The sequence below is a fragment of the Candidatus Binataceae bacterium genome (assembly GCA_035308025.1).
In the GTDB taxonomy this organism is placed as follows: Bacteria; Desulfobacterota; Binatia; order Binatales; family Binataceae; genus JAJPHI01.
Genome location: DATGHL010000018.1, coordinates 74,493 through 101,414, shown reverse-complemented (window position 1 = coordinate 101,414; position 26,922 = coordinate 74,493). Strand labels below are relative to the sequence as shown.

The window sequence follows — 26,922 nt, the reverse complement described above, 5'->3', positions numbered from 1 at the left end:
TGAAGGAGCAATAGCCATGCATATAATGCATTTCACCGAGCGTCCGTACAAAAATGTTCCCGAAGAAGAGGTGATCAAGAATCGCAGCTTCTTCGGCGTGCCGAATTCATTCTACGACCCCAAGGTCGGGGCCGAGCTGTATAACGAATACCTCGACGAGGCCTGCTACGCCGAGGAGATGGGCTTCGACGCGATCATGCTGAACGAGCATCATGGGACGCCGTTCTGCATGGGCGCGGTGATGAACGTCGAGGCGGCGATCCTTGCACGGATTACGAAAAAGGCGCGCATCGTCCTGCTCGGCAATCCGCTGCCAGTGATCAAGCATCCGCTGCGGATGGCTGAGGAACTCGCCGAGATCGATTTGATCTCAAAGGGGCGGCTGGTGCCCGGATGGGTGCGCGGCGCGGGCAGCGAGCAGATCTTCAACAACGCCAACCCGGCCTACAATCGCGAGTACTTCAACGAAGCGCACGATCTGATTATCGCGGCCTGGACGCGCGAGGGTCCGTTCCGCTGGGAGGGCAAGCACTTCAACTACCGCTACATCAATCCGTGGGCGCTGCCCTATCAGAAGCCGCGCCCGCCGATCTGGATTCCCGGCGTGCTCAGCCCGGAGACCGTGATCTGGTGCGCGGAGCATCGCTACCCATATATCGGACTCGGCACGGCGCTGCCCGCGACCGTCGAATTATGGAATCTCTACGGCGACACTGCGGCTCAGAATGGCTATACAGCCGGCAGCGAGAACTTCGGTTACCTGCAACAGATCTTTGTCGCCGAGACTGAGGAGAAGGCGCAGGAGCTGGGTAAAGGCGCGCTATTCGGCGGCGGCGCGCAGAACTTCTCGCGTCCCGAATGGACCTTGCCGCCAGGATATAACTCGAAGGAGGCGACCAAGCGCCTCGCGCGGCAGCAGACTGATTATGGTTTCCTCGGCATCACGAGTGAGAAACTCGCAGAATCCGACCGCGCTGCGACTGAGGATCTGCACAAGGAAAAAGGCAACACGCGAGCTCGGCTGGCGCGCGGCGAGGTTTCTATCGAGGAAGCCAAAGCCAAGATCTACGCCAATTATCAGAAGGCGCAGGATGGCCTGCAGATCGTCATCGGGACCCCGAAGTCGGTGATGCCCAAGCTGCGGTTGATCATGGAGACGCTGCGCCCGGGCATCTTCGGCATGTTCACCATCCAGGGCCCGGTCTCAGAAAAAGATCGGCTGAACAACGTGCGCCTGCTCGGCCAGGAGGTGCTGCCCGCGATGCGCGATATGGCAAAGGAACTTGGCATCAAGGATCCCTTCGAGGTGGCGCCCGGATCACGGCCGTACACGCCCGGGACCAAGCGCGATTCGCTGGTGGACCTCGAAGCGCTCAAGCGCGCGCCGAAGCGCGACGACTCGGTCCGCGTCTAGCGGCGACAGCTGATGCCTGAGAAGCAGAGGAGATAAGTCATGCAATTGATGTATTTTACCGAACGTCCTTATCGCGACCTTTCCGAAGATGAATTGATCAAAAATCGCGCCTACTTCGGGCTTTCGAACAAGTTCTTCGATCGCGAAGTCGGATCGCGGCTGTATAACGAATATCTCGACGAGATGGTCTATGCCGAGGATGTCGGCTTCGACGCAATCATGCTGAACGAGCATCATGGGACGCCCTTCTGCATGGGCGCCGTGATGAACGTCGAGGCCTCGATCCTGGCGCGGATCACGAAGCGGGCGCGCATCGTATTGCTCGGCAATCCGCTGCCGACCTTCAAGAATCCGCTGCGCGTGGCCGAGGAGCTCGCCACGATCGATTGTATCTCGCGCGGACGGCTTACCCCCGGATGGGTGCGCGGCGCGGGCAGCGAGCAGATCTTCAATAATGCCAACCCGGCCTACAATCGCGAGTACTTCAACGAGGCGCACGACCTAATTATCGCGGCGTGGACGCGTCCGGGTCCGTTCCGCTGGGAGGGTAAGCACTTCAATTACCGCTTCATCAATCCGTGGGTGACGCCGTATCAGAAGCCAATTCCACCGATCATGATCCCGGGCGTGCTGAGCCCCGAGACGGTGGTGTGGTGCGCCGAGCACAAGTACCCGTACCTCGGTTTGGGGACAGCGCTGTCGGCAACGGCCGAGTTGTGGAACATCTACGGCGACACGGCGGCGCAGCTCGGCTACCAGGCAGGCTCGGAGAACTTCGGCTATCTGCAACACGTCGTGGTGGCGGAGACCGAAGAGAAGGCTGAGGAGTTGGGCAAGGCGCATCTGTACGGCGGCGGGCAGGGGGCGTTTTCGCGTCCCGAGCACACGCTGCCGCCGGGCTACAACTCCAAGGAGGCGACGAGGCGCCTCGCGCGGACGATGACATCCGGCTCGGGCGGCTTCCTCGGCGTCAGCGCCGAACAGCTCGGTCGCTCGAAGGAGAGCGCGCCGACCAAGGACAGTTCGGGCAATGGCACGTTGCAGCAGGTGGCGGACAGCACGCGCCGCCGGCTCGCGCGCGGCGAGGCGACGATCGAGGAAGCGAAGGCCGCAATCTACAAGGCCTATCCCAAGGCGGTGGACGGCTTGCAGATCATCGCGGGCACGCCGAAGACGGTCATTCCGAAGATTCGCAAGATCTTCGAAACGCTGCGTCCGGGCACCTTCGGCGTTTTCCAGAGCCAAGGTCCGGTCAGTTTCGAGGATCGGATGACCAGCATCCGCCTACTCGGTCAGGAAGTGCTGCCGGCCTTGCGTGAGATTGGCAAGGAACTGGGAATCGTCGATCAATTCGAGCGGGCGCCGGGGTCGCGGCCGCACGTCGCGGGCACCAAGCGCGAGGAGCTGGTATCGCTCGAAGCGATGCGCGTGTAAGCGTTCAACATTTCCATCAATGCGAGAGCGGCAGGCGATCGGATCGCCTGCCGCTCTACATTTGAGTCGATTATAGCTGCGGCTACTTGGTTAACCGCCATTGCACAAGCGTCGCGTCGGGATGGTCCTCGAAGACAGCTTCGACCTCGGCGTCGAACGGCGGATCGATTTTGGGATCGCCGAGCAGGTTGCCCACCATGCGGACGTTGCCGGCGTCGGGAAGCTGCACGACCACCACGATATATGGGCAGGCCTCGCGCAGCGCCGGATGCACCGGGTTCCACGATCGCGTCCAGCTAAAGAGCCGGCCGCGCCCTGAGACTTTTTGCCAACCCATCTCGGCCGAGTGGCATTTATGGCAAATCCACTCCGGACCCCACTGGACGGCGCCACAACTGTTGCACGACTGGACGACCAGCTCATGCCGCTTCGTCGCTTCCCAGTATTCCTTGTCGAGGCCGCTGCGCTGCGGCTTCGGTGTCGGCAATCCCTCGGGCAAGTAGTATTTCTTGTCTGCAGCCATTTCTGGAATCCTCGCCGGCGCATCGGCTAATAGCCGATGCGCCGCTCTCTCTCAAAATAACGAAAGGGACAGAAAACTAAATACTATGTACTATAAGATCGCTAACCGGTGAGACCATTGGGCCGGACGCGACCAGTGAGATTTTACAGTCCGGCACCTGGCAAGTCGATTCGCCGCGCACTTGCCGCACCGCCTCGTTTACCAGTTCGAGACCGTGCATATAGCACTCGGCGATATTTCCGCCACTGGTATTCACCGGCAATTTACCTTTGGGAGCGGTGATATTCTCGAAGGTGACGAACTCCATCACCTCTTCCGGCCGGCAGAAGCCGTGCTCGACCAGGCTGATCATAACCGCACCGCTGAAGTGCTCGTAGATTTGCGCGCAATCAACATCTTTCGCCGTAATTCCCGCCATCTCGAACAGGCGCGGCGCGAGCGTCTTGAAATTCGAGGAGGAATAGTCGGCTGAATTCTCAACCCCGGCGTTATGCCGATAGTTCGAACCCTGCGCCGCCGCCATTATATAGGCCGGCTTCTTTTTCGCATCGCGCGCGCGCTCCGCCGTAGTGAGTATCAACGCGGCAGAGCCATCATTCTCCATACAGCAGTCATAAAGATGGAAAGGCTCAGAAATCCAGCGTGACTTATCATATTGCTCGCGAGTCAGCGGATGCCCATACATCACGGCGCGCGGATTGAACTGCGCGTGATAATAATCGGCCAACGCCACTGCCGCGAGCGGCTCCTGATTGATTCCGTAATCATGCATGAAACGCCGCGTCCGCAGTGCGACCCACTGGGCCGGTACGTAGAGGCCATACGGCGCGGTGTAGGCCGCAGCGCCGGAGACCGAGTTGCTGACCGGCGCCTGGCCGAAGCGGCCGAACTGACCCTGCGCGAGCGCGCGAAAGACCACGCAGTACTTTGAGTATCCGGCGTTGACGGCAGCCGCCGCATTGCCGACGGCGCCCGAGCCGCCGCCACCGCCGCCGCCCCAGACCATGCCGGCAAAGGCCAGATGTTTCAGCCCTAGTGCGGTAGCCAGGCGCGAGGCGTCGTTGCGATCGTCGGCATAGCCGGAGATGCCGTCGATGTCTCGCACGTCGATACCGGCGTCATCCGCGGCTTTGATAATCGCCTCGCAAGCGAGCCGAAACTCACTAATCGGCGCCTGTCCGCGTTTGTAGTATTTGGTTTCGCTGACGCCGACGATCGCTACCTTGTCCTTGACAGTATATTCACTCATAAGTTGGACTCAGGCGTGAGCCGCGACGCCGTTGCGCGTGCGCTCAGCAAAGTGCGGCATTACTTCCTCCGCCATCAGGCGCATCGATTTGAACCAGGGCTGCGGATTGTCAGCGTAATCGAAGACAAAGTGCAGGAGCGTGCCGAATCCGCCCACCTGATCAATCATCGCGCCCAGCTTCTTCTTGACTGTCGCCACCGAGCCGACCAGCCATCCGTGATGCGCCAGATACTCCGGCGTGACGTCAGAGTCGGGAATCTTCGGATCGTCCTTCAGCAGCGGGGTGAATTGAAAATCGTTGAAGAGCGGCAACAGATACTCACTCATCATGCGTCCCATCATGCCTTTGACACAATGACGATAGGCTTCGTCGTCGGTATCCGCGACGAAGATCTCGCGCACGATCCGCCAGACGCTGCGATCGGGGTTGAGACCGGTGCGCTTCGCGCCTTCGAGTACGGCGTCCCAGTGGGAGGCGCAATAGGCAGTACTGAGGTTCAGACTCAGCGGAATGAACCCGCGTTCGCCGGCCAACTTGAGCGTGTCGGAATTAGGACTGAAGCCGGCGATCCCGATCGGCGGATGCGGCTGCTGAAACGGCTTGATGTGATGCTTCAGCGTGCGCATCATCGGTCGCGGCACGTCAACCTTCCAGTACTTGCCGGTATGCTGATAGCCGCCGTCGCTCGCCCAGATATTGAGTATCATGTCGAGCGCCTCGCGCGTCATCTCGCGCGTCTCGCCCTTAAATCCGTCCACGCAGAAAAGCTGCCAGTCGCTCGGCAGTCCGCTCGCGCCGATCCCGAACATATAGCGGCCCTGCGCCAGATGGTCCATGAAGGCGACGCGGCAGGCGAGCTCCGCCGGATGATGATACGGCAGCAGATGCGCGCCCGGCGCCAGCACGATTCGCTGCGTCTGCATCAGCGCCTGCGCGATCAGCAAATCGGGCGAAGGATTGGGCTCCCACGGCGCGGTGAAGTGCTCGCCGATCCAGGCCTCGGAGTAGCCGAGCTCGTCGCCCGCCTTGATCACTTCGAGGTCGTAATCCTGCCCCGCCTTGAGGCTGCGCTCCGGCGGATGGGACGGCATCAGAAACATTCCGAGCTTCATTCGATCTCCTCTTTGCGCACGCCCAGAGCCTACGCGGGCGGGACTGCTTACGCGATTATTGCGTTTTCAATCGTCAATGACCAACCCTGCGCCGATTACTTTTTGGGTCCCCGTGCGCCAGGAAATGACTGCACGGCCCCAAGCCCCTCGAGCGCGAGGCCGTAACCCAGATTCTCGAGCATCAGCTTCTTGAGATTCTGTGTGATTGCGACTCGCGCGTAGCGGATCGACAGGCTGGGCCGCGCGGTGATCAATCGCGCCAGCTCCCATGCGCGCGCGATAAGTTTGTCGCGCGGCATCACCTCGCTGACGACGCCCAAATCGAGCGCCTGCTGCGCCGATAACTTCTGCCCGGTCAGCAGGAAATAGCGGCCGCGATTCGGACCCAGCACGAGCGGCCAGACCACGTGCACACCATCACCCGGTACGACGCCGTTGGGGAAATGCGGTGCGTCCTGAAACTCGGTGTTCTCGGTTGCGATCACGATGTCGCACAGGACGGCGAGTTCCGCATGAATCAGCGCGGGACCGTTGACCGCGGCGATCATCGGCACCTCGATGTTGAGGTGGTTCATCAGGAGATATTTCGCATCGTTGTAGATGTGATCCCAGCTCGTGGACCTTACTCCGAACGGCGCCGGTTCGCCCGTGCCCTTGATCGGCACGCCGCGGCCGCTGCCGGCGTCGGCTTCGGCGCAGAAGGCGTTGCCGGTGCCGGTGATAATCACGCAGCGATTCTCGTGATCGCGCGCGATATCGTTGAACGCGTAAGACAGCTCCTCGTGCGGCTGCATGCCCCATTTGAGCTCGGCGCCCTGCGTATGCAGCGTCATCTGCAGGATGCCGTCTTCGCGCTCCATTTTGATTGTCCCGTAACGGTTGCGATAATCCTCGAACTTGAACATTGCCATCGTGGTGGCCTCCCCGGTGCGCTGGGACTCTTGAGCGCGAGTGTACTAACCTCGGGCAAGGATCGCCAACGATAGGCGTGGCGCGGAAGGCCGTATGAATAGTCAACGACGCGAGCGGATCATCGAAGAAGCTGACGCCGCCAACTGGATCGAGAGCGGGATGACGATCGCGATCGGCCAGCCTACGCCGATGGCGTTGGTGCGGAGCGTCATTCGCCGCGGCGTGCGGGACCTGACGGTGGTGGACGCGGGCTTTTCGCTCGACCTGCTGATAGCTGCGGGATGCGTGCGCAAGGTAGTCAGCTATTACGCGGGCGGCGGATTCGGCAATCCGGTGACGCCGGCCTTTCGACACGCGGCCGAGCGCGGCGCGATCGAGGTCTGGGAATGCGAGGAGGGAATCCTCTGCGCAGGTCTGCAGGCGGCGGCGCAGTCGCTGCCCTTTCTACCGTGGCGCGGTGGCGTCGGAACCTCGCTGCCTGAGGTAAATCCGAACCTGAAAATCTTTCAGGATCCGATTCGCGGCGAAACCCTGATTGCCGTTCCGCCGATCAAGCCGGACGTCGCGCTCCTGCACGCGGCGCATGCCGATGCCTATGGCAATGTGCAACATATCGGCGGTCCGGGCTGGATCGATCTCTTCATGTATCGCGCGGCGGACCGCTCGCTCGTCCAGGTCGAAAAGGTTATCTCCAACGAGGAAGTTCGCGCCGACCCGTGGAAGACGACGATAGCTGCGGCCGACGGCATCGTGCGCGCACCCTTTGGCGCGCATCCCTTCTATTCGCGCGGCTATTATGTCCAGGACAACGACCATCTGCGCGAGTATAACGATGCGGCGGCGACCGCCGCTCGCGGCGACGCGCAAGCGCTCGAACATTACCTGGACCGCTATTGCCGGGAACCGGCAACGCATGGCGACTATCTCGAAAGAATCGGCATCAAGCGGCTGCTTACGCTCCACGAGTATTGATCGATCATGAGCAAGGCTGTGTCAGGCAACGCCGGAGTATGGTCGAACCTGGGGATTGTCCTATGGGCGGTTTACGGCGTCCTCGCCGAAGAGGGGCAACTACTTAGGGCCGGGTTGATCTGCTTCGCGCTCGCCGCGGGGATCATCGCGATGCAGTATCGACGCGGCGCCGTAAAGACGATGGACTGTACTTCACTTGTATATTTCGGGGGCGTGGTGCTGGTCGTGCTGGCCGGCGGAGCGCGCTTTATCACCCACTACCATCTTCTGATGGTATGGGGCATCTTTGCCGCAGTGGCTTGGGCTACCCTGATACTGGGCTTTCCCTTCACGTTGCAGTACGCGCGCGAGCGCGCGCCTCACGAAGTTTGGGAGACTCCGGTCTTTCAACACATGAATGTGCGGATGACTCAGGTGTGGGCGATTATTTTCACGGCCTGCGCGACGCTCGGGGCTATCTCGCTCGACGTCGGGCATACTCTAATGCTTGGGTTGATTGTTCCGGGGATCGCTATGATGTTTGGCTTCATTTTCAGCAGACGCTATCCGAAGCGGTTCGCCGCTCAATTTGCTGCTGAGATCGGCGGCAAAACGACAACCCTCTCATCGAGGGCCGAGCACGTTTGCTTGAGTGAGGCCGCGAGGCGGCTATGAGCGAAGCATATTCGATCGCAGAGTTGATGGCGGTCTTTTTGGCGCGCGAACTCAACGATGGCGAAACGCTGCGCGTCGGCGTCGCCTCGCCGGTGCCCGAAGCCGCCGTCCGGCTGGCGCACCTGATGCACGGGCCGAACATGGAACTCGTGTTTCTCGGCGCGCGCATGAATGTCGCGCATCTCGAAACCGTTCCGATGCCGGCCTATGGCTGGGATCGCCGCGTCGTGCGCTGGGCCGAGTCCTACAGCGATACCGGCCATCGCTTCGATCGCGTCAAGGATTGGTCGAATCACGTTTTCTTTATCGGTGGCGTTCAGGTTGACGCCTATGGCAATACTAACCTGATCGGAATCGGCCAGGACCACCGGCGGCTCAAGTTCCGTGGACCGGGTTCGGTCGGCACCCCGACCCTCAGCACTCACGTCGGCCGTTATTACATAGTCCTCAATAATCATAACCCGCGCGTACTCGTCGAGAAGTGCGACTATATCAGTGCTTACGGCTGGGGCGCAGGTGGCGCTGACGCGCGCATCAAAATGGGTATTCCAGGCGGCGGTCCGAAACTATGCGTGACGCCACTCTGCGTGATGGACTTTGCGGACGACTCGCGCCGGATGCGGCTTAAGTCGTTGCATCCACGCGTCACAGTTGAAGCGGTAAAGCGCGCGACCGGCTTTGAGATGGTAATTCCGGAATCCGTGCCCGAGACAACTCCACCGAACGCGGAGGAATTGCACGTGCTGCGTACTCGCGTCGATCGCGAAGGTCGACTGCGCCGCGAGTAGCATCGCGATCGCGGCGAAAAATTGTAAACTCTTGCAGGAGGAAACGAATGAGACTTGCCAATAAGGTCGCAATCATAACCGGTGCGGGTTCCGGGATGGGAAAGACCGCGGCGCTGCTCTTCGCCGCCGAGGGCGCGAAAGTCGCCGCCTCGGATATCAACGAAGCCTCGGTGAAAGAGACGGTGGCCGAAATCACCAAGCAAGGCGGCGCCGCGCTCGCGATTCGCACCGACGTCTCGAAAGGCCCGGACGTCAAACGCATGGTCGATGAAGCGGTCGCGAAATTCGGCGCGCTCGACATCCTCTACAACAACGCCGGCATCGAGGGCGATTCCGCTTTTCTCTCGAATATGACCGAGGAGCAGTTCGACCGCGTGATCGCGATCAATCTGCGCGGCGTTTTTTTGGGGATGAAGTACGCGCTGCCGCACATGATGAAAGCGCGCAGCGGTTCGATCATCAACACTGCCTCGATCGCGGGCCTGGTCGCCGTCAAGGGTGGTGCAGGATATTCAGCGGCCAAGGCCGGAGTGATCGCGCTGACGCGCGTCGCCGCGCTTGAATACGGACGTTACAACATTCGCGTCAATGCAATCTGTCCGGGCGCGATCGAGACGCCGATGGCCGAGCGCATCCGCGCCGGTGTCCTTCCCAACCAGGCTGCAATCAAGCGGATTTCGGTGCTCGAGCGGATGGCGAAGCCGGAAGAGATCGCCAAGGTCGCACTTTTCCTCGCCAGCGATGACGCGTCGTTTGCGACCGGCGCCCCTTTCATCATCGACGGCGGCTGGACTGTAACCTGAGAAAAAAAGCCGGGCCTCAAAAGGCCCGGCCTGCATTAGATACCTGCGGGTTGGCGACTACGCCACGGAGCGAATAACCTCTCCCGCGAGCGCCCCGCTCTGCCGGCCGTGCTCGTACGACACCTTGCCATTGACGACCGTGTACTCGATTCCCTCCGCGGGCATCACCAGACGCCGCCCGCCGCCGGGCAGATCGTTTTGCATCGTCGCGCGCCGCGCGGAGTTGACCGTGTTGAAGTCGAAAACGGCGACGTCCGCCTTCCACCCGGTCTTTAACTGACCGCGCTCGCGGATGCCGAAGAAGTTGGCCGGTTCTGAGGTGATGCGCTTTACGGCGAACTCGAGCGTCACTGCCTCGCGCTTACGTACCCAGTTGCCCAGCAGGTAGGTGGCGTAACCCGCGTCGCACAGCATATCGACGTGCGCGCCGCCGTCGGACAGACCGATCATTGTGCGCGGGTCGCTGATTAGCTGCGCAATGCCGTCCTCGTGATACTGCTGCATCGTGTACTGGATGTTGAGATTGTCCTCGAGCGCGAGGTCGAGGAACGTGTCGAGCGGATCGGCACCTCGCATCTCGGCGACTTCCTGAACGTTCTTGCCTTCGAGCTGCTTGAGCGCCGGATTGGCGATTTCGAGGATCTCGACGCGATGCCACCGGCCGGTAAACAGATGCGGCCGTTTCAGGCTGTCGCGGAATTGCAGGCGGAAAGCAGGATCGGAGTAGATTTGCTTTTGCACCTCGACCGGTTGATTGAAGACGCGATTCCAAACTTCGTTATCGGCGAAGGTGAAGGGATTGCGCAGGTCCAACTGCGAGACGAAGGGCTTGCACAGGATTTGCGGGATGCCGCCGCGCTTGATCAGCGGCCCGACGCGATCGAGCGTCTCGAGCGCGCGCTCCGGATGGCGCGGCGTCGAGGCCATCGCGAGCCAGGTGACGGGGCGTCCGCTCTCCGTGAGCAGCAGATCGAGCAGTTCGTACTCGTCGTCCTGCACTACGGCGATCTTCTTGGTTAGCGCGACTTCGATCGAGCCCTTACCCTGACTCTTCAGGACGTTGGCGTAAGCCTTTAGTTCATCGCGACTAGCGAGCCGGCAGGCCAGTGGCTGGCCCTTGAAGCCGATATGCTGTTTGAGCGTCGTCGTCGAGATGCCAAGGGCACCTGCGCTCATCGCCTCGTCAAGCAGCGCAGCAATCCGGGTGGTTTCTTCAGGCGTCGCCGCCCGGTCCATCGACTCGACACCCATCACGTAATGGCGAAACGGGGTGAGCGGAGCGAGAAAGCCGAGGTTGATTGCTGCACCGCGAGCTTGCGCGGCGTCGAGAAACTGCGGGAAGGTTTCCCAATCCCAGGTTACGCCCTTGTTGAGCGAGTCGAAGGGAATGGCCTCGACGTTCGTGAGGTCCCACGCGGCAATTTCGCGCGACTCGGGCTTGCAGGGTGCTATGCCGACCCCGCAGTTGCCCATCACGACCGAGGTAATCCCATGCCACGAGGTGCAGCTCAAGAGTGGATCCCAGCAGATCTGCGCGTCGTAATGCGTATGTGGATCGACGAAGCCCGGTGAGACGATCAGGTCCGAGGCGTCGATTATGCGCTTGGCGCCCTCGTTGATTTTGCCGATTTCGGCGATGCGATCACCGGCTATCGCGATATCAGCGCGATAGCGCGGTGCGCCGGTACCATCGACGATCGTGCCATTTTTGATCAGAAGATCGTAAGCCATTCCAATTCCTCCAAAGTGATATCGGATGAGCTTCGCTTTTCCCTGCGAGCGTCCAAAAAAATACAACTCCGCCAGGCGTTCAATTCAGATTGATGTGATACAGCCGCGCTGCGTTGTCGCAGATGATCTTGCGGGTCACGTCTTCGGGCACGCCCTCGAAACTCTGCGCGATAACCTTGCGCGAGTTCGGCCAGGTCGAGTCGGTATGCGGAAAATCCGACGCCCACATGAAGTTGTCGCCGCCGAAGAACTTGAAGAGCATCGGGCCGATCGGATCGTCCTGGAACGTCGCCCACATATTGCGCCGGACGTACTCGCTCGGCTTCATGTCGAGCGGCTCATGCATCAGCGCGCCGAATTTCTCAAAGGCGTGATCCATTCGGTACATGTAGTGGGCGATCCAGCCGGTGTCGTTTTCGGCAGAGACGATGCGGATTTTCGGGAAACGCATCATCACACCGCTGAAGATGATGTCGGTGAGCGAGCGCTGGACCTCGTGAATCAGATTCATGTAGCCGCGCACGAATGAGGGGTCGCGGGTCTCGCGAACCTTCTTGCGCTCTTCCTCCGCCTTGGGCGGCTTCTTGCCGGTGATCACGTGCAATGACAGCGGCATCTGGAGATCCTGCGCCGCCGCCCAAAATGGATCATACTCGCGCGAGGTGTAGGGCCGTTCGCGCGGGGGTGCCCCCCAGATCATCGCGCCACGCAGACCGATTTTAGCCGCGCGCTGCAGTTCAGCGACGCCATGGCCGAGGTCTTCGAGCGAAATCAGCGCAGCGCCGATCAAGCGATTCGGGCTGTGCGAACAGAACTCAGCCAGCCAGTCGTTGTAGGCGCGAAAGCAGGCGCGTTGCAAATCGGCGTCGTGGAGGCCGAAAAGCGTCATGCCGAGCGTGGTGTAAAGGACCTCGGCCTCGACTCCATCAATATCCTGATCCTTGAGCCGCTCGACCGGGTCCCATCCGCTGGGCCGCGCCGTAATATAGCCCTGGTCGGCGCCGCGCTTCAAAAAATCTTTCAGGTCGTCACCACTGCGGCCGGCGGCAAAGCCGCCCGCCACCGGAAATGAAGCTACGCCCGGGGCGACAAAGACGTAACCGGACTTTTCGTCTTTCTTGACCACCCGGGGTGCGACGTCGCGCCACTTCGAGTCCAGTCGCTCGACCCAAAGGTCGGCGGGTTCCATCATGTGCGAGTCGGCGGAGATAATGTGTTGTGTCGTCATCGGCTCACCTTCCTTTTGAGGCTAGGATGCCTTCGGTAGCTACCGCTCCGCCCGGTAATCGTTTGTCAAGGGCGTCGTGCAGACTCTGTCGTGCCAGGCGCGGTCACGATCCAGACGCCTCCTTATACGAGGGACGTAGCAGGCTAATGTCTATATCGCATCTTAATCCGCTCGGAGCAAGGCTGCCGTTGTGCTCGGTACCCCGCAATCACTCGGGCAGGAACGAGGGGCTGCCGGTCTTGGCGGTCTGACCGCCGTCGGCGACGAAGGCGGCGCCGGTTACGAACGAAGCCAGGTCGGAACCGAGAAAAAGTACAACATTCGCGATTTCTTCGGGTCGACCGAGCCGCCCGATCGGAATTACTTCGTTAAACTTCGCGCGTGCGGCGGGAACCGTCAGAGCGTCGGCCAGCAGGGGAGTATCGATCGCCCCTGGGCAAACACAATTTACGCGGACGCCCTGGGCGGCATACTCGATCGCGGCGACCCGCGTGAGATTGATCACGCCGGCCTTCGCGGCATTGTAGGCGACGATTCCGTAATCGCCGCGTTGACCCGAAATCGAAGCGGTATTCACGATGGCGCCGCCGCCCTGCTTGCGCATTACCGGAATTGCACGCTTCATCCCCTGGAAGACCGCGGTCAGCCCGACCGCGATCATCCGGTTCCAGACTCCGTCGCTGACGTCGGCGGTTCGTGCGACGAGGGCGCTGTTGCTTTGAACCGGCGGCATCCCGAAGGCGTTGTTGTGCACGAAATCGAGCCGCCCGAAGCTCTTGACGGTCTGACTGATCATCACGTCGAGGTCCGCCGCGCGCGTGACGTCGGCAACGATCGCGATCGCGCGGCCGCCGGCCGTGGTGATCTCGTTGGCGACCTTTTCGGCGTTGACTCCATTGATGTCGACGACGGCGATCGCGCCGCCGCGCCGCGCAAAGCCGATCGCTGTAGCCCGTCCGATCCCGGAACCTGCGCCCGTCACCAGTCCGGCCTTTCCGCTAAAGTCCATAAATCTCCTCCTGCCAGTTGCGCGAAGCGCTTATCGCGGCGACGTTAAGGATTGGCCTGCTCCAGCCGGTACCGAGCCGTCGTCAGCACGGCGCCATCTTTCGGGACGATCTCGCGGCCGTCGCGCCTTACCCAGACCTGGGTGAACTCGACCCCCAGCAGAAAAATCAGAAATGAGTAATAGGTCCACAGCAGAATGATCGCCAACGAGCCGGCGGCGCCGTAGATGCTGGTCTTGCCGGCACGGCCCAGATACAGACCGATCAGGAACTTGCCGCCCACGAACAACGCCGCGATAAACAGGCCGCCAACCCAGACATCGCCCCAGCGCAACTTGACGTCGGGCATGACCTTGAGAATGCCGGCGAAGACAACGACGAAAATGAGCAGAGAGGTAGCGAGCTCGCCGACCTGTACCAGCGACGCGAAGGGCAGCATTTTGGTTACACCCGAGATGATCGAGCTGGCAGTCACCGAGATAATCGCCATCAGGCCGGCGCCACCCAGGAGCAATCCCGAACGCAGCCGTCGCATCACGAAGGTCTTGAATCCGCCGCCAACCGCGGTCACCTTCCACGCGCGATTGAGGCAAGTCTGCAGCTGTACGAGCAGTCCGGTGGCGGAAAGGATCAAACCCGCGGTTCCCGCGAGTGTCGCGATAATTCCGCCGGTCCGATTGCGCGCGATGTTGGCCACCATCTGCTGGATTTCGGCCGCGGCTTGCATGCCCATCGCGCCGCTCAAGCGTGATTCGATTTCGCCGCTGGCGGCGCGCGGGCCGAGTACCAGTCCGGCGACATAGATGATGATCAGAAGCATCGAGGGCAGAGCAAAGAGCGTGGTATAGGCGAGCGCGGCGGCCATCGAGGAACACTCGTCCTGCGAAAAGTCGCCGAAGACCTGTTGCAGAAAATCTCGCGTGCGCGACAACATCGAGGTGTTTTCCTGGCCCTTGCCCGCGCGTTCGCGCCTAACTGTCGATTCTGCGCGCGCCCGACGATCGAGCTTCCATTTCGCGTCCCCCGACCGTCTTGGTTATCGGAAGCGCGTACGGATTTCAAAGCGTCGGATTTTGGGCGGTGTCCGGCTGGTTTGCAGCGGCTTGCGGAAAACGCCGAGGACCGAGGTGCCCCAGGGGAAGGGCAGCCAATGGCCCAGCGGAGTCTCGGCGGCGAAGACCGCCTTGAGCAGATCATTGACCGGTCGGGGCGGCAGCTGATGCGTGGCCTTTCTTTTGTACTCGTCAATCTGCTTGAGGGTCATGCGATTGGGATCGGGCATCCGTAAGCGGCTCAGCCAAAATAAAGGACTGAGGAAAAACATGAAGTAGCGCGAAGTGCGCAGCTCGAGGCCAGTTTGTTGGGCCAGTCTCTCCAGATCAGCGCGAGAGTATCGGCGATAATGGTGAGCAACTACATCGTTCATGCTCCAAAAGAAGCGCAGCGCGGGCAAAGTGATGAATAACAGACCGCCGGGGCGCATTATCTTGTAAACTTGCTGCAGCGCGCCAACGTCATCTTCGATATGCTCGAGCACGTCGAACAGGAAAACCACATCCCAAAGATTCTGCCAAGGCAGATGGTTAAGATCGATCTGGATGCGCTCCACGCCGGGTGGAATCACCGCGTTGGCGAGTTCAAGCACCTTGGGCGATGAATCTGCCAGGGCCAGCCTCTCGAAGCGATCGGAATGTCGCTCATAAAGATAGCGGACCCAACCGCCCGAGCCGCCACCAAGATCGATCGCATGAAGTCCGCGGCGCGCGCCCCACAGCGCCGCGCTTTCGCGCTCAAAAGCCCGCAAGATAAATCGACTGCGGCCCAAGTACCAAAAATGTTCTTTGAGATTGCGTAGATGATGTTCGAACAATTCGGGAGTGTATTCGGCGTCGTAGCTGGCCATATCCTCGCCAGCCAAGGTATAATCTTCAATATTCCCGATGTTGCTACTATTCATATGCTTTCTCAGCAAGATGATGGAATTTACATCAAATGATGGAATTTAAGTCGAACGACGCTCACTTGGATAGTTAATGCGAAGGACCAAGGCTGAGCTTTCGCTTAGCGTCTAGTAACTAGATATATCGCTGCCACATTTGTTGCGTCAATCTTTAAACCGAGCGCAGAACGCGGCGTCCGATTCAAAATTGCGACACCGCGGAGGCTCGTATACTGTAATGAATCCACTGCGTTGGCGCTTTCTTTCTTCGACATGAACAACGAACGACTCGAACATCTGCGCGCGCTGATTGCCGAAAGGATAGTCGTGCTTGACGGCGCGACTGGCACCTCGATCCAGGATATGCAGCTGTCGGCGGACGACTTCGGGGGCGCGAAACTCGAAGGATGCAACGAAAACCTAGTGCGCACGCGGCCCGACAAGATCCGCGAACTTCATCGCAGCTTCCTCGCGGCGGGCGCGGACATTATCGAGACCAACAGCTTCGGCGCGACTTCGATCGCGCTCGCGCACTATGGCCTCGAAGGTGACGTGCGCGAGATCAATCGGGTCGCGGCGCAGCTCGCCCGCGGGGAGGCCGACGCTGCCGCTACGTCGGCACGTCCGCGCTTCGTGGCCGGCTCGATGGGTCCGACCACGGCCAGTATCTCGGTTACGGGCGGCGTCGATTTCGATCAGGTTGCCGCGGCCTATCAGGAGCAGGCGGAGGGGTTGATCGAGGGGGGCGTCGATCTGCTGCTGCTCGAGACTGTGATGGATACGCTGAATTGCAAGGCTGGCCTCTTTGGAATCGAGCGCGCGATGGCGGCGCTGGGCGCGAAAGTCGGCGTCGCGATTTCAGGCACAGTCGAAACGATGGGGACCCTGCTCGCGGGCCAGGATATAGAGGCCTTCTACACCTCGATCTGCCAGCACGATCTCATGTGGATCGGGCTCAATTGCGCGACCGGGCCGGACTTCATGACCGACCATCTGCGCACGTTGTCAGAAATCAGCCGTTTTCCGGTCGCCTGCGTACCGAATGCCGGGCTGCCCGACGAAGAGATGCGCTACAACGAAACGCCCGAGGTCTTGACGCGCAAGCTCGAGCGCTTCGCCGCCGCGGGCTGGGTCAATCTGATCGGCGGATGTTGCGGGACGACGCCGGCCCATATTCAGGCGCTGCGCGCGATGGCGGTCGGGCAGAAGCGGCGCACGCTTGTGCGGCTCGAACGCAGCGTCGTCTCGGGGATCGAGACCTTGGTGATCGATGAGAGCACACGGCCGGTAATCGTCGGCGAACGCACCAACGTGCTCGGCAGCCGCAAGTTCAAGCGGCTGATCGCGCAGGGCAAGATCGAGGAAGCGGCCGAGGTCGGACGGCTGCAGGTGCGCCGCGGCGCGCATATTCTCGACGTCTGCCTGCAGGATCCCGATCGCGACGAGAGCGGCGACGTCAAGGCCTTTCTTGAGACCCTGGTCAAGAAGGTCAAGGCCCCGCTGATGATCGATACGACCGATGCCCGGGTGATCGAGGAGGCGCTCAAGCGCGCGCCCGGCAAGTCGCTGATCAATTCGATCAATCTGGAAGATGGCGAAGAGCGCTTCCAGCGCGTGATTCCGCTGGCGCGCCGCTATGGCGCCGCGCTGGTCGTCGGCTGTATCGACGAGGACAAGCAGCAGGCCCAGGCGGTCACGCGCGCCCGCAAGCTTGAAATCGCGCAGCGCTCGTTTCGACTGCTCACGGAAAACTACGGCGTCGCGCCCGAGGACATCTTTTTCGACCTGCTGGTCTTTCCCATTGGCACCGGCGACACCAACTATATCGGCTCTGCGGTCGAGACTATCGAAGGTATCCGCATGGTCAAGGCCGCGCTGCCGCGCTGCAAGACTATTCTCGGCATCTCGAACGTTTCGTTTGGATTGCCGGAGGCGGGCCGCGAAGTCCTCAACTCCGTGATGCTCTATCACTGCGTGCAGGCCGGGCTCGACCTCGCGATCGTCAACTCGGAGAAGCTCGAACGTTATCCTTCGATTCCGGAGGAAGAGCGCGCGCTCGCCGAAGACCTGATCTGGTGGCGCGGCGATGATCCGATCGCGAAGTTCGCCGCCTACTTCCGCGAGAAGAAAGCCAAGCCCACGCGCGAAGAGCGCAAGGCGCTGCCGCTCGACGAGCGGCTCGCGCTCTACATTCTCGAAGGCTCAAAAGAGGGGCTGGCCGACGATCTCGACGAGGCGCTGGCTGCTCGCAAACCGCTCGAAATTATCAACGGTCCGCTGATGAAAGGAATGGACGAGGTCGGCCGCCTCTTCAATGCGAATCAGATGATCGTCGCCGAGGTGTTGCAGTCCGCCGAGGCGATGAAGGCCGCAGTCGCGCATCTCGAACCGCTGATGGAGAAGAGCGACAGCCTCGGCAAGGGCACGATCGTGCTGGCGACGGTCAAAGGCGACGTGCACGATATCGGCAAGAACCTGGTCGATATAATCCTGACCAACAACGGCTATCGGATCATCAATCTCGGCATCAAGGTGCCGCCCGAGGAATTGATCAAAGCTTACCAGGCGCATCAGCCCGACGCGCTGGGGCTGTCCGGGCTGCTGGTGAAGTCGGCGCAGATGATGGTGGCGACGGCGCAGGACCTCAAGACTGCAGGCATCCGTTGCCCGATTCTCGTGGGCGGGGCGGCGCTCTCGAATCGCTTTGTGCGGATGAAGATCGCGCCCGAGTACGACGGCGTCGTGGCCTACGCCAACGATGCGATGGCTGGTCTGGACCTCGCTCATCAAATTGTCGACCCGCAGCGGCGCGAGGCGCTGATGGCGTCGCTCGAGGAACAGACGCGTAAGCTGCTCGACGCCGCGCGCAAAACCGACAATCGCAAGCCTGAGCCGGTGCGTCGCGGACCGGGCGTGATCTACGAGGGGCCGATTCCCGAGCCTCCCGATCTCAAGCTCCACTTGATTCGGAATTACAGCCTCGAAGAGATTTTCCGTTACATCAATCCGGTGATGCTCTATACGCGCCATCTGGGCTTCAAGAATTTCGAGGCGGCGCTGGCTGCCGGTGAGCGCAAGGCGGTCGAACTGCGCGCCGCGGTGGATGCCGTCGAAGAGGAAATTTTCGCGCGCCACGACATCAGCGCGCGCGCGGCCTATCGCTTCTTCCCGGTGACCTCTGACGGTGATTGTGCGATCGCCTTTCATACCGTCGACGGCAAACGCGTCCTCGAAACGTTTCGCTTCGGCCGCCAATCGGATGAGCCGGGCCTCTGCCTCGCGGATTATGTCGCGCCGGCCGCGTCCGGCCGCACCGACTATCTATGTCTGTTCGTCACGACGATCGGCGAGGGGGTGCGTGCGCTGGCCGACGAATGGAAGGACAAGGGCGAATACTTGCGCTCGCACATCTTACAGATCCTCGCGCTCGAAGGCGCCGAGGCCTTCGCCGAGCTGCTCCATCAGAAGATTCGCGCGATGTGGGGTTTTGCCGATCCGCCCGGAATCACCCACAAGGATCTGTTTCAGGCGCACTATCACGGCAAGCGTTACTCCTTTGGCTATCCCGCCTGCCCGCGTCTCGAGGATCAGGCGCAGCTTTTCCGGCTGCTCGAACTCGAGCAAAACGAACTCGGACTGCACCTGACCGAGGGCTTTATGATGGATCCCGAGAGCTCGGTCAGCGCGATGGTGTTTCACAACCCAATGACGAAGTACTTCAGCCTTTCGCCGGCTGATATCGAACGGCTCGAAGCCGAGCTGAAGGACTAGGCGGGCAGACCGGTGCGCATCTTTCGGTGCGCGTCATCAGCGGGGGCGGCCTAATCGATTCTAATAACTTGGAGCTGTTCCGATGGCGCCCATTCGCGTCTTGATCGTGTCGGAGAACATCTCGATGGAGATAGGAGGGGAGTCCGCCATCCCATTTTATTATGCGAAACTGTTTTCGCAGCGCGGTGCCGAAGTCTGGCTGGCTTGTCATGAGCGGGTCGGGACCGAGTTGCACACGACCTTTCCCGAGATGGCGGCGCGCATCCGGCTCGTGCGCGACACACAAGTACAAAAGAATGCATTTCGCTATAGCAGCGCTCTCCCTTACCGAATCCGCGACATGTTCGTCGGCCAGGCCATCCACCTCTCAACGCAGCGTAGAATCCGCGAGATCGCGATCGAACTTGCACGCCTCGGTAGGATTGATGTGGTGCTCGAACCGGCGCCGATCACGCCTAAGGGCCTTAGTTTCATGTACGATGTGGGGGTGCCCGTCGTAATTGGCCCCTTGTGCGGCGGTATGAATTTTCCGCCCGCGTTCGCGGATCTTGATTCGTTCATCACGCGCAGCGCGATGATGCTAGGCCGCTATGCCTCGCAGCTCGCTAATCGGCTAGTGCCTGGCAAGCTCAAAGCGGCGGTGCTGCTCGCTGCGAACGCGCTCACGGTGAAGGCACTCCCCGCAGGATACCGTGGTCGAGTCATCCGTTTGTTTGAGAGCGGCGTCGATCTCGATCTATGGAAACCCGAAGACTCGGCGCCAAGCCGGCCAGATGGCAGTTTGCACTTTGCGTTCTCCGGACGTTTCGTCGACTGGAAGGGCGTCCAATATCTTGTACCGGCATTCGCCAAGGCCCTGGCACAGGAGCCATCATGCCGGCTCGATCTGATAGGCGGGGGTGAGCTCGAAGGAGACGTGAAAGCCATGATTGCCAAATACGGACTCGCCGACGCGGTTCGCTTGCATGGCTGGGTCAGCCGCGCGATGGCGGCGCGCATTGTCCGCGAAAGCGATGTATTTGTCATGCCGTCGCTGCGCGAGTGTGGCGGTGCAGCGGTCCTGGAAGCGATGGCACTTGGCAAACCTGTGATCGCGACGAACTGGGGCGGTCCCGCGGATTACGTCGATCTGAGCTGCGGCGTCCTTGTTGACCCCAACTCGAAGGAGGGATTTGTCGATGGCCTCGCCAAAGCCATGGTGCGACTCGTTCGGTCACCGGAACTGCGCAAGTCGCTTGGCGAAGGCGGGAAGCTGCGTGTGCGCAAAGACAATCTCGATTGGAACTCGAAGGCCGATCGCGTGCTCTCGATCCTGACCGAAATCACCGGGCATCCTGAAGCGTCCGAGCAAATGCATTGACAAGCTCACGTCGCCGGTTCGATGGGTTCGCCGTCTGAAATGAAATTCGTCAAATTTTCTGCCGCCTCGGAGGAGCATCAACGCATCGCAGCGCTGGTTTGATCCGCGACCAATTATTATAGACAAGAGAAAAAACGGGAGGCGAGTCGTGACTCGCCTCCCGCTGAAACGCGATCCGATCCGATAGACTCAGCCGAGCTGGCTGCCCACCACCGAGACAAAGCTGACGCAACGGCCCGGCTGTCCGCCGAGGTTGTGGGTCAGCCCAAGCTTCGGATGATTGATCTGGCGCTGACCGGCCTCGCCGCGTAGCTGCAACCACATCTCGTACATCATGCGCAGGCCAGACGCACCGATCGGATGGCCGAACGATTTGAGTCCGCCGTCGGAATTCACCGGCAGCTTACCTTCGAGATCGAAGAAGCCTTCGAGCACGTCCTGCCAGGCCGTACCGCGCGGGCTGAAGCCGAGATCTTCGTAGAGCACGAGCTCGGTCGGCGTGAAGCAGTCATGCACCTCGGCCAAGCTGATCTGCTCGCGCGGGTTGGTGATTCCGGCCTGGGCGTAGGCGTCGCGAGCGGTCGCGACCACCTCAGGGAAGGTCGTGAAGTCGTATTCCTGCGAGATTGGCCCCTCGGCCGGTCCAGCAACGAATGATAACGCCTTGATGTAGAGCGGATTCTTGCAGTATTTGTGCGCATCTTCGGCGCGCACCACAATCGCTGCCGCCGAGCCGTCGGAGACGCCCGAGCAATCCATCACGCAGAGCGGGTCGGCGATTTTGGCGGAGTTCTTGATGGCCTCCATCGAGACCTCTTTCTGGAACTGCGCCTTCGGGTTCTTCGCGCCATTCTTGTGATTCTTCCACGCAATCCGCGCGAGCACGTCGCGGCCCTTTTCCGGATCGAGGCCGTATTTCTTGAAGTAGGCCGGGGCAAGCAGCGAAAACAGCGCGGGCGGCGTCATGCTCGCCGGCGTGCCGTCATTCGGCGGATTGGTCATCACCAGACCCGAAAAGCCCGAGTCCTTGAGCTTCTCGACCCCGATCGCCATCACGCAGTCGAAGGCACCCGACGCTACCGCATAGGCGGCCTGACGCAGCGACTCCGAGCCCGTCGCGCACATATTCTCGACCCGGCTGACCGGCTTATATTGAATTTTGAGCGGCTCGCTCAGAGTCAGGCCCGAAACGCCGGAGCCCATCGTGCCCAGCCAGTAGGCGTCGACATCGTCGGGAGTGACACCGGCGGACTCGTAGGCGGAGTAGGCTGCTTCGATCATCAGATCCTCGGCGCTCCTGTCCCAGTGCTCGCCGAACTTCGTGCAGCCCATCCCGATGATGGCGACGCGATCTTTGATTCCGTGGCTTCCCATGTAGCCTCCTCCTGAGGGTTAGCGCTTGGGGCGCGCCTTCCAAAAATAGTTGTGGATGCCGTCGGCGGTAAAGAGCAGCCGGAACGTCATCTCGACCTCATCGCCGATCGCGATCTTGTCGGGCTCGCAGTCGGTCATCTCACATAGAAATCGCCCCCCACCATCGAAATCCACCACCACGTTCATCACCGGCGGATTGAGTGAGTAGGCCAGCCGGTCGAACGCATAAGTGGCGATTCGTCCGACGCGGTCGGCGAATCCGTATGGCTCCATCTTATCGAGCGCGCGGCACTTAACACAGACCCGTTGTGGGGGCAGTTGCGGGGTGCCGCAGGCGGTGCAGCGGCTGCCGACGAGGCCGTATTTCCATTTGTTCGAGCGCAGCATCGGCGGGCCGGCTGGGCGGTCAGGGTCGGGGCGGCGCGGCGGCTCCGTCGGCAGAATCTCGCGCCATTTGAGATAGCTCGCATAGCTTACGTCGCCCTTGGATTCGATCATCCGGCCAAGCGAGTGCACTGGGCGAAACGCCGCCGCCGCCGGCGTAACGCGTATCACGGCGGCGTCGGCGCCGTCGGCCACGCCGGCGATCAGAATCCGGTCGCCAGGTTTGCAAGAAGCCAAGGCCGCGGTCAGCATCAGGCCGACGTGCGCGGCGCCGGTCTGCCCGACGGTTACCGCCAGGGAATCGGCGACTTTGGCCGGATCGAGCTTGGCGGCCCGAGTGAACTCGTCGACGGCGCGCGGGTTCGGCGCGTCGAGAATGATGCGCGCGAGATCGCCCGGCTGCACGCCCGCCTTCTCGAGCACCGTCGAGACCACCTTTTGGAGCAATGGCGCATAAGCCTGGGTCAGCGCGAAACGCTCTTCCCACGAATGCGCGAAACGCTCGCCTGGCGCGCGCCAACTATCGAGGAACTCGCGCGTGAAGGAAGCGCTGGCCTCGATCTCCGCGAGGACTTCCTGGGTGCCGAGGATGAATGCCGCGCCGCCGTCACCACTCTGCTGCTCGACCCGTCCTTCCGGAGCGCCGAGCCGCGCATCGGCCATCGCGATCGCCGCGTAGCCGCCGCTCGCTTGGGCCGCTTCGCCAGCCTGCAGTAATCCGGTCAAGCCGGCGCGCGTCGAGCCGGTCACATCGGAGGCGCGAATTTCGGCCGGCAACTGAGTCGCCGCACCGACCAGCGCGGCGTTGAGCTTTTCTCCGTAAGGCGGCGTGGTGGTCGCGAAGAGCAGCGAGCTGATGGTGGCCTGCGGCGCGCCTTTGAGGGCGTCGCGCAGGGCTTCGACCGCCATCGAGACGCTGTCCTCGTCGAAGCTGGCGACGGCGCGTTCACCGCGCGACGCCGGCACCCCGAGCATCGCGGCGATCGCGGCCCGCTTGAGCCGCCGGTAGGGGATATATGATCCGTAAGAGACGATTCCGACCATGCCGCATTAAAGGCCGGGGATGAGGCTCGCGTCAACTCGCGGCGGATCAGCTGCCTAGGGGGGTCTTGAGGCGCGCCGCGATCGCGGGCCCGAGGCGCCGGAAATCGCTCACGTTCCAGGTGTAGATGCTTCTCGCCTCAGCCTTGAGTGCGCAATGACCGAGCAATCCATCGTAGATTCCTCCACCGGTGAGGCCCAGCGTAGAGCAGGCTACCAGCGCCGCGAAATACTCGTCGCGATCGAGGGTGACGAGCGCGAGATGCTCACGAACGCTGCCCAGGAAAAGCATCGCCTCGTCGCTCTGAGCAGCTTGGAAATGACGACCCTCACGGCCCTGTCGATAGTAACGGTGTTCATGAATAACCATTATAAAATGGTATTTGCGATCAATTACCATTTCCTGATGGCATTCGAAGAGATGATGGTGCAGCAGCCGTGCGGAATCGACGTCGGGAAGAAAAGGGGGAGAGACTCAACCGGGGCGGCGGGCGGCGAGCTGGCAGGGGACGCGCGAGCAGTGGCCCGAGTCGCCGGCGGCGACGAATGCCTTGCCGCAGTTTGCGCAGCGGCGGATGGACTCATTCGGATGAAGCAGCGGAGCGAGGCTGTCCGCGATCGCACTTTGTGCAACGGCGTGATTGGCTGGGACCTCCGTGGCGCCAATCGCACCACTCGGGCGCGGTGCGCGGCCTTCGGCGGCGCTCCGCGCCAACTCGTCCGCACGCTCGTTACCGGGATCGCCATTATGGCCGCGCACCCAATGCCAACTCACTCGGCGCTTGGCGACCTCGGCGTCGAGCAGTTGCCACAGATCGAGGTTTTCGCGCCGCTTCCAGCCGAGCGTCATGGTTTTGACGAGATACTGGCTGTCACTATGTAGGGCAACGTCGGCGCCGGCAGGAATTTCGCGCAGCGCTTCGAGCGCCGCGGTAATTTCCATCCGGTTGTTGGTGGTCGAAGGATTTGCTCCCGCAAGTTCGCTGGTAGCGCCGTCGGGTGCGATCAGCAGGACGCCCCACCCGCCGGGCCCGGGATTCCCGATACAGGAGCCGTCTGCGTAGACGGTGAACTGCGCCGGCGCGTCCATTCTGATTCTGGTCGCGCTTAGTTCGAGCGCGTGCGGCGCAGGCTCTCGAACCACTTCAGATATTCCTGCGCTGCGCGCTCCCACGAAAAATCCGCCTTGAAGCAGTTGTCCATGACGCGCTTCCACTGGCGGGCTTGGCGAAAGCATCCGGTTGCGCGCCGCACGGTCTCGGCGAGCGCGTCCGGCTCGAACCGCGTGAAGGTAAAGCCGTTGCCCATTCCCGTCGCCGGATCGAAATCGATCACGGTATCCTTGAGCCCGCCGGTGGCATGGACGATCGGCGCCGTGCCGTACTTGAGCGCGTACATCTGCGTGAGGCCGCAAGGTTCGTAACGCGACGGCATCAGGAACATGTTGCTGCCCGCCTGGATCCGATGGGCCAGCGTGTTATCGAAGCTGGTGACGACGCGCAGCTTGTCGGCGTGACGCTGTGCGGCGCCGCGAAAAAATCCTTCGAGCCCGGCGTCCCCGTTGACCAGCATCACGAGCTGCACATCCTGTTCGAGGATCGCGTCGAGCGCGTCGGCGAGCAGATCGACCCCCTTCTGCTGCGTCAGGCGCGAGACCATCCCGAGCACCGGGGCGTCGATTCGATGCGGCAGTTTGAACTCCTCCCGCAGATCGTAAAGACAGGCCTTCTTGCCGGCGCGCCGCGACGGCGTGTAGCGCGTCGCGATCAGCGCATCCTTCGCCGGATCCCATTCATCGTAGTCGGCGCCGTTGAGGATTCCGGCGAAGCGCTCGCCTTTGTCGCGCAAGACCCCGTCTAGGCCAAAACTCATCGCCGGGTCGCTGAGCACGTCGTTGGCGTAGCTGCGACTCACCGTGGCGACGCCGTCGGCGAGCACCACCGCGCCTTTCATCAGGTTCACCTGCCCGTAAAATTCAAGGCAGGCAACCGAGTACCAGGACCAGTCGATCCCGAGCCGCGGATAATCGAAGGTTTCGAACACGCCCTGAAACGCGAGATTGTGGATCGTGAAGGCGGAGACGACGCTCGCGAAGCGCGCGCGCAGTGCATCGTCCGCCCGCGCGACGATCGCCGCCGGCGCGGCATGCCAGTCATGCGTATGCAAGACGTCGGGCGCCAGATCGGCGGCGACCGTCGCGGCGGCGCGGCCGAAGAAGACGAAGCGGCGGGCGTTGTCGGGGTAATCCACGCCGTTTTCGCCGTAGATTTCCGCGCGGTCGAAGAAGCCCGGATGGTCGATCAGATAGAGTGGTATGCCGCCAGCGCTCTCGGCGCGGAGCACGCGGAAACTCTCTCGCTCGCCGCCGAAGTCGATCGCGCGCGACGGCGAGGCCTCGGTGCTCTTGACTACGTCGATTAGCGATCGATAGGCCGGGAGAATCACGCAAGGTTCGGCGCCCGCGCGTTTGAAGGCTTGCGGCAGCGCGCCGATCACGTCGGCGAGGCCGCCCGCCTTGGCGTGCGGCCCCATCTCGGCCGCGACGATCGCGATCTTCATGGGCGTCAGTATAGGCGTTGCGATCGCGCCTCGCACGCGGGGCCGGGAGGAAGGGCAAAAGCAGGAGAGCCAGAGACCCAGGGGGGTGCGACACGTGGCCCAATCAAGGCTTCTGCGCGACGAATCCCGGCCTGCTTGTCTCGACTGTGTCCCCGCTTGGTTCTTGTCGCCGAAGCGCGCCTCGCCTGCTTCGCTCAAGATTGTAGTGCTTGCAAAAACTCTTCTGGCGCGGAGAAGTGACGCTGGTTCGGAAGATCTCTTCGATGAATTTTGTACTGAACCTCATCCGAAGCGACACGCCATGACTCGTTTTCAATCCGATCACGGACCTCGCGACCCGTCAGTACCCATCCCTCGTTTTCTGAAACGAGCAAGACTAGGAAGCCATTCTCATTCTTTATTTTGTCGGTAGCTTTAGTATGGAGACCCCACCAGGGCTTCGGAATGAGACTGACTTTTATGACGAGCAGCTTGTTATTGAGCGTGAAACAATTGTCCTTATTTAGTTTCGCTCCGATCAACATCGGATGGCATTCAGCGCCCACTTGACGAGCGAAATTGTTGATCGTTTCTTTCCATCCATTCATCAGCGAGCCCCGTGGGATACTAGCCCACAAGCGTGAGCGCGGAGGCGTGGCAATGGTTCAGGAGTGACCCGCCCCATGC

23 protein-coding genes are annotated in these 26,922 nt (G+C 61.4%); 8 read left to right on the top strand and 15 right to left on the bottom strand.

Annotated elements, in window-relative coordinates; translation table 11 throughout:
• The first annotated feature begins 16 nt into the window (after window positions 1–16).
• Both VKS22_05280 and VKS22_05275 read left to right on the top strand, forming a co-directional pair.
• Window positions 17–1,414: an LLM class flavin-dependent oxidoreductase gene (locus VKS22_05280; protein ID HLW70015.1), complete on the top strand. Its 1,398-nt coding sequence runs from the start codon at window positions 17–19 to the stop codon at window positions 1,412–1,414.
• 39 nt (window positions 1,415–1,453) lie between these two features.
• Complete coding sequence (locus tag VKS22_05275) at window positions 1,454–2,848, top strand: LLM class flavin-dependent oxidoreductase (GenBank protein HLW70014.1); 1,395 nt, start codon at window positions 1,454–1,456, stop codon at window positions 2,846–2,848.
• An 82-nt stretch (window positions 2,849–2,930) separates the two neighbouring features.
• Here the strand turns inward: VKS22_05275 and VKS22_05270 are convergent, their stop codons facing one another.
• The 4 genes from VKS22_05270 to VKS22_05255 form a co-directional block, all read right to left on the bottom strand.
• Window positions 2,931–3,371 (bottom strand): OB-fold domain-containing protein, encoded by a 441-nt coding sequence (locus VKS22_05270; protein ID HLW70013.1) that lies wholly within the window; start codon window positions 3,369–3,371, stop codon window positions 2,931–2,933.
• 76 nt (window positions 3,372–3,447) lie between these two features.
• A complete protein-coding gene (locus tag VKS22_05265; protein HLW70012.1) occupies window positions 3,448–4,620 on the bottom strand; it encodes a hypothetical protein in 1,173 nt (390 codons plus the stop codon).
• Window positions 4,621–4,629: 9 nt separating this feature from the next.
• Window positions 4,630–5,733: an LLM class flavin-dependent oxidoreductase gene (locus tag VKS22_05260; protein ID HLW70011.1), complete on the bottom strand. Its 1,104-nt coding sequence runs from the start codon at window positions 5,731–5,733 to the stop codon at window positions 4,630–4,632.
• Between the two features lie 95 nt (window positions 5,734–5,828).
• Complete coding sequence (locus VKS22_05255) at window positions 5,829–6,644, bottom strand: enoyl-CoA hydratase/isomerase family protein (protein HLW70010.1); 816 nt, start codon at window positions 6,642–6,644, stop codon at window positions 5,829–5,831.
• Between the two features lie 94 nt (window positions 6,645–6,738).
• Between VKS22_05255 and VKS22_05250 the strand changes: the two genes are divergently transcribed.
• From VKS22_05250 to VKS22_05235, 4 genes are read left to right on the top strand one after another with little or no spacing between them, the layout of a single operon-like run.
• Window positions 6,739–7,617: a CoA-transferase gene (locus VKS22_05250; protein HLW70009.1), complete on the top strand. Its 879-nt coding sequence runs from the start codon at window positions 6,739–6,741 to the stop codon at window positions 7,615–7,617.
• Window positions 7,618–7,623: 6 nt separating this feature from the next.
• Window positions 7,624–8,271, top strand: coding sequence for a hypothetical protein (locus VKS22_05245; protein ID HLW70008.1), 648 nt, complete (start codon window positions 7,624–7,626; stop codon window positions 8,269–8,271).
• Complete coding sequence (locus VKS22_05240) at window positions 8,268–9,059, top strand: CoA-transferase (GenBank protein ID HLW70007.1); 792 nt, start codon at window positions 8,268–8,270, stop codon at window positions 9,057–9,059. Before VKS22_05245 ends, VKS22_05240 begins: the two co-directional genes overlap by 4 nt.
• A 47-nt stretch (window positions 9,060–9,106) precedes the next feature.
• On the top strand, window positions 9,107–9,862 hold the full coding sequence (locus tag VKS22_05235; protein HLW70006.1) for an SDR family NAD(P)-dependent oxidoreductase: 756 nt from the start codon (window positions 9,107–9,109) through the stop codon (window positions 9,860–9,862).
• Between the two features lie 57 nt (window positions 9,863–9,919).
• Here VKS22_05235 and VKS22_05230 read toward each other — a convergent pair whose 3' ends face one another.
• The 5 genes from VKS22_05230 to VKS22_05210 form a co-directional block, all read right to left on the bottom strand.
• Window positions 9,920–11,593 carry an amidohydrolase family protein gene (locus tag VKS22_05230; GenBank protein HLW70005.1) on the bottom strand — a complete coding sequence of 558 codons (1,674 nt, stop codon included), beginning with the start codon at window positions 11,591–11,593 and terminating at the stop codon, window positions 9,920–9,922.
• 79 nt (window positions 11,594–11,672) lie between these two features.
• Window positions 11,673–12,821 (bottom strand): amidohydrolase family protein, encoded by a 1,149-nt coding sequence (locus tag VKS22_05225; GenBank protein HLW70004.1) that lies wholly within the window; start codon window positions 12,819–12,821, stop codon window positions 11,673–11,675.
• A gap of 208 nt (window positions 12,822–13,029) precedes the next feature.
• Complete coding sequence (locus VKS22_05220) at window positions 13,030–13,830, bottom strand: SDR family oxidoreductase (GenBank protein ID HLW70003.1); 801 nt, start codon at window positions 13,828–13,830, stop codon at window positions 13,030–13,032.
• Between the two features lie 44 nt (window positions 13,831–13,874).
• Complete coding sequence (locus tag VKS22_05215; GenBank protein HLW70002.1) at window positions 13,875–14,762, bottom strand: YihY/virulence factor BrkB family protein; 888 nt, start codon at window positions 14,760–14,762, stop codon at window positions 13,875–13,877.
• Between the two features lie 102 nt (window positions 14,763–14,864).
• Window positions 14,865–15,785, bottom strand: a complete 921-nt coding sequence (locus tag VKS22_05210) for a class I SAM-dependent methyltransferase (GenBank protein ID HLW70001.1) — start codon at window positions 15,783–15,785, stop codon at window positions 14,865–14,867.
• A 255-nt stretch (window positions 15,786–16,040) separates the two neighbouring features.
• On the opposite strand from VKS22_05210, the gene metH reads away from it, so the two are divergent.
• Window positions 16,041–19,538, top strand: a complete 3,498-nt coding sequence (gene metH, locus VKS22_05205) for a methionine synthase (protein HLW70000.1) — start codon at window positions 16,041–16,043, stop codon at window positions 19,536–19,538.
• A gap of 82 nt (window positions 19,539–19,620) precedes the next feature.
• Window positions 19,621–20,898 (top strand): glycosyltransferase family 4 protein, encoded by a 1,278-nt coding sequence (locus VKS22_05200; GenBank protein ID HLW69999.1) that lies wholly within the window; start codon window positions 19,621–19,623, stop codon window positions 20,896–20,898.
• A 189-nt stretch (window positions 20,899–21,087) separates the two neighbouring features.
• Here VKS22_05200 and VKS22_05195 read toward each other — a convergent pair whose 3' ends face one another.
• From VKS22_05195 to VKS22_05170, 6 genes are all read right to left on the bottom strand, one after another.
• Complete coding sequence (locus tag VKS22_05195) at window positions 21,088–22,272, bottom strand: acetyl-CoA acetyltransferase (protein ID HLW69998.1); 1,185 nt, start codon at window positions 22,270–22,272, stop codon at window positions 21,088–21,090.
• A gap of 18 nt (window positions 22,273–22,290) precedes the next feature.
• Window positions 22,291–23,700, bottom strand: a complete 1,410-nt coding sequence (locus tag VKS22_05190) for a 3-oxoacyl-[acyl-carrier-protein] synthase III C-terminal domain-containing protein (protein HLW69997.1) — start codon at window positions 23,698–23,700, stop codon at window positions 22,291–22,293.
• 46 nt (window positions 23,701–23,746) lie between these two features.
• Window positions 23,747–23,989 carry a hypothetical protein gene (locus tag VKS22_05185; protein HLW69996.1) on the bottom strand — a complete coding sequence of 81 codons (243 nt, stop codon included), beginning with the start codon at window positions 23,987–23,989 and terminating at the stop codon, window positions 23,747–23,749.
• Window positions 23,990–24,172: 183 nt separating this feature from the next.
• Window positions 24,173–24,787 carry a ribonuclease H gene (locus VKS22_05180; GenBank protein HLW69995.1) on the bottom strand — a complete coding sequence of 205 codons (615 nt, stop codon included), beginning with the start codon at window positions 24,785–24,787 and terminating at the stop codon, window positions 24,173–24,175.
• Window positions 24,788–24,804: 17 nt separating this feature from the next.
• Entirely contained in the window at window positions 24,805–26,256 is a 1,452-nt protein-coding gene (gene glgA, locus VKS22_05175) for a glycogen synthase GlgA (GenBank protein HLW69994.1), read from the bottom strand.
• 194 nt (window positions 26,257–26,450) lie between these two features.
• The gene (locus VKS22_05170) at window positions 26,451–26,843 is read right to left on the bottom strand and encodes a hypothetical protein (protein ID HLW69993.1); all 393 of its coding nucleotides are present in this window, start codon (window positions 26,841–26,843) and stop codon (window positions 26,451–26,453) included.
• Window positions 26,844–26,922: the final 79 nt, after the last annotated feature.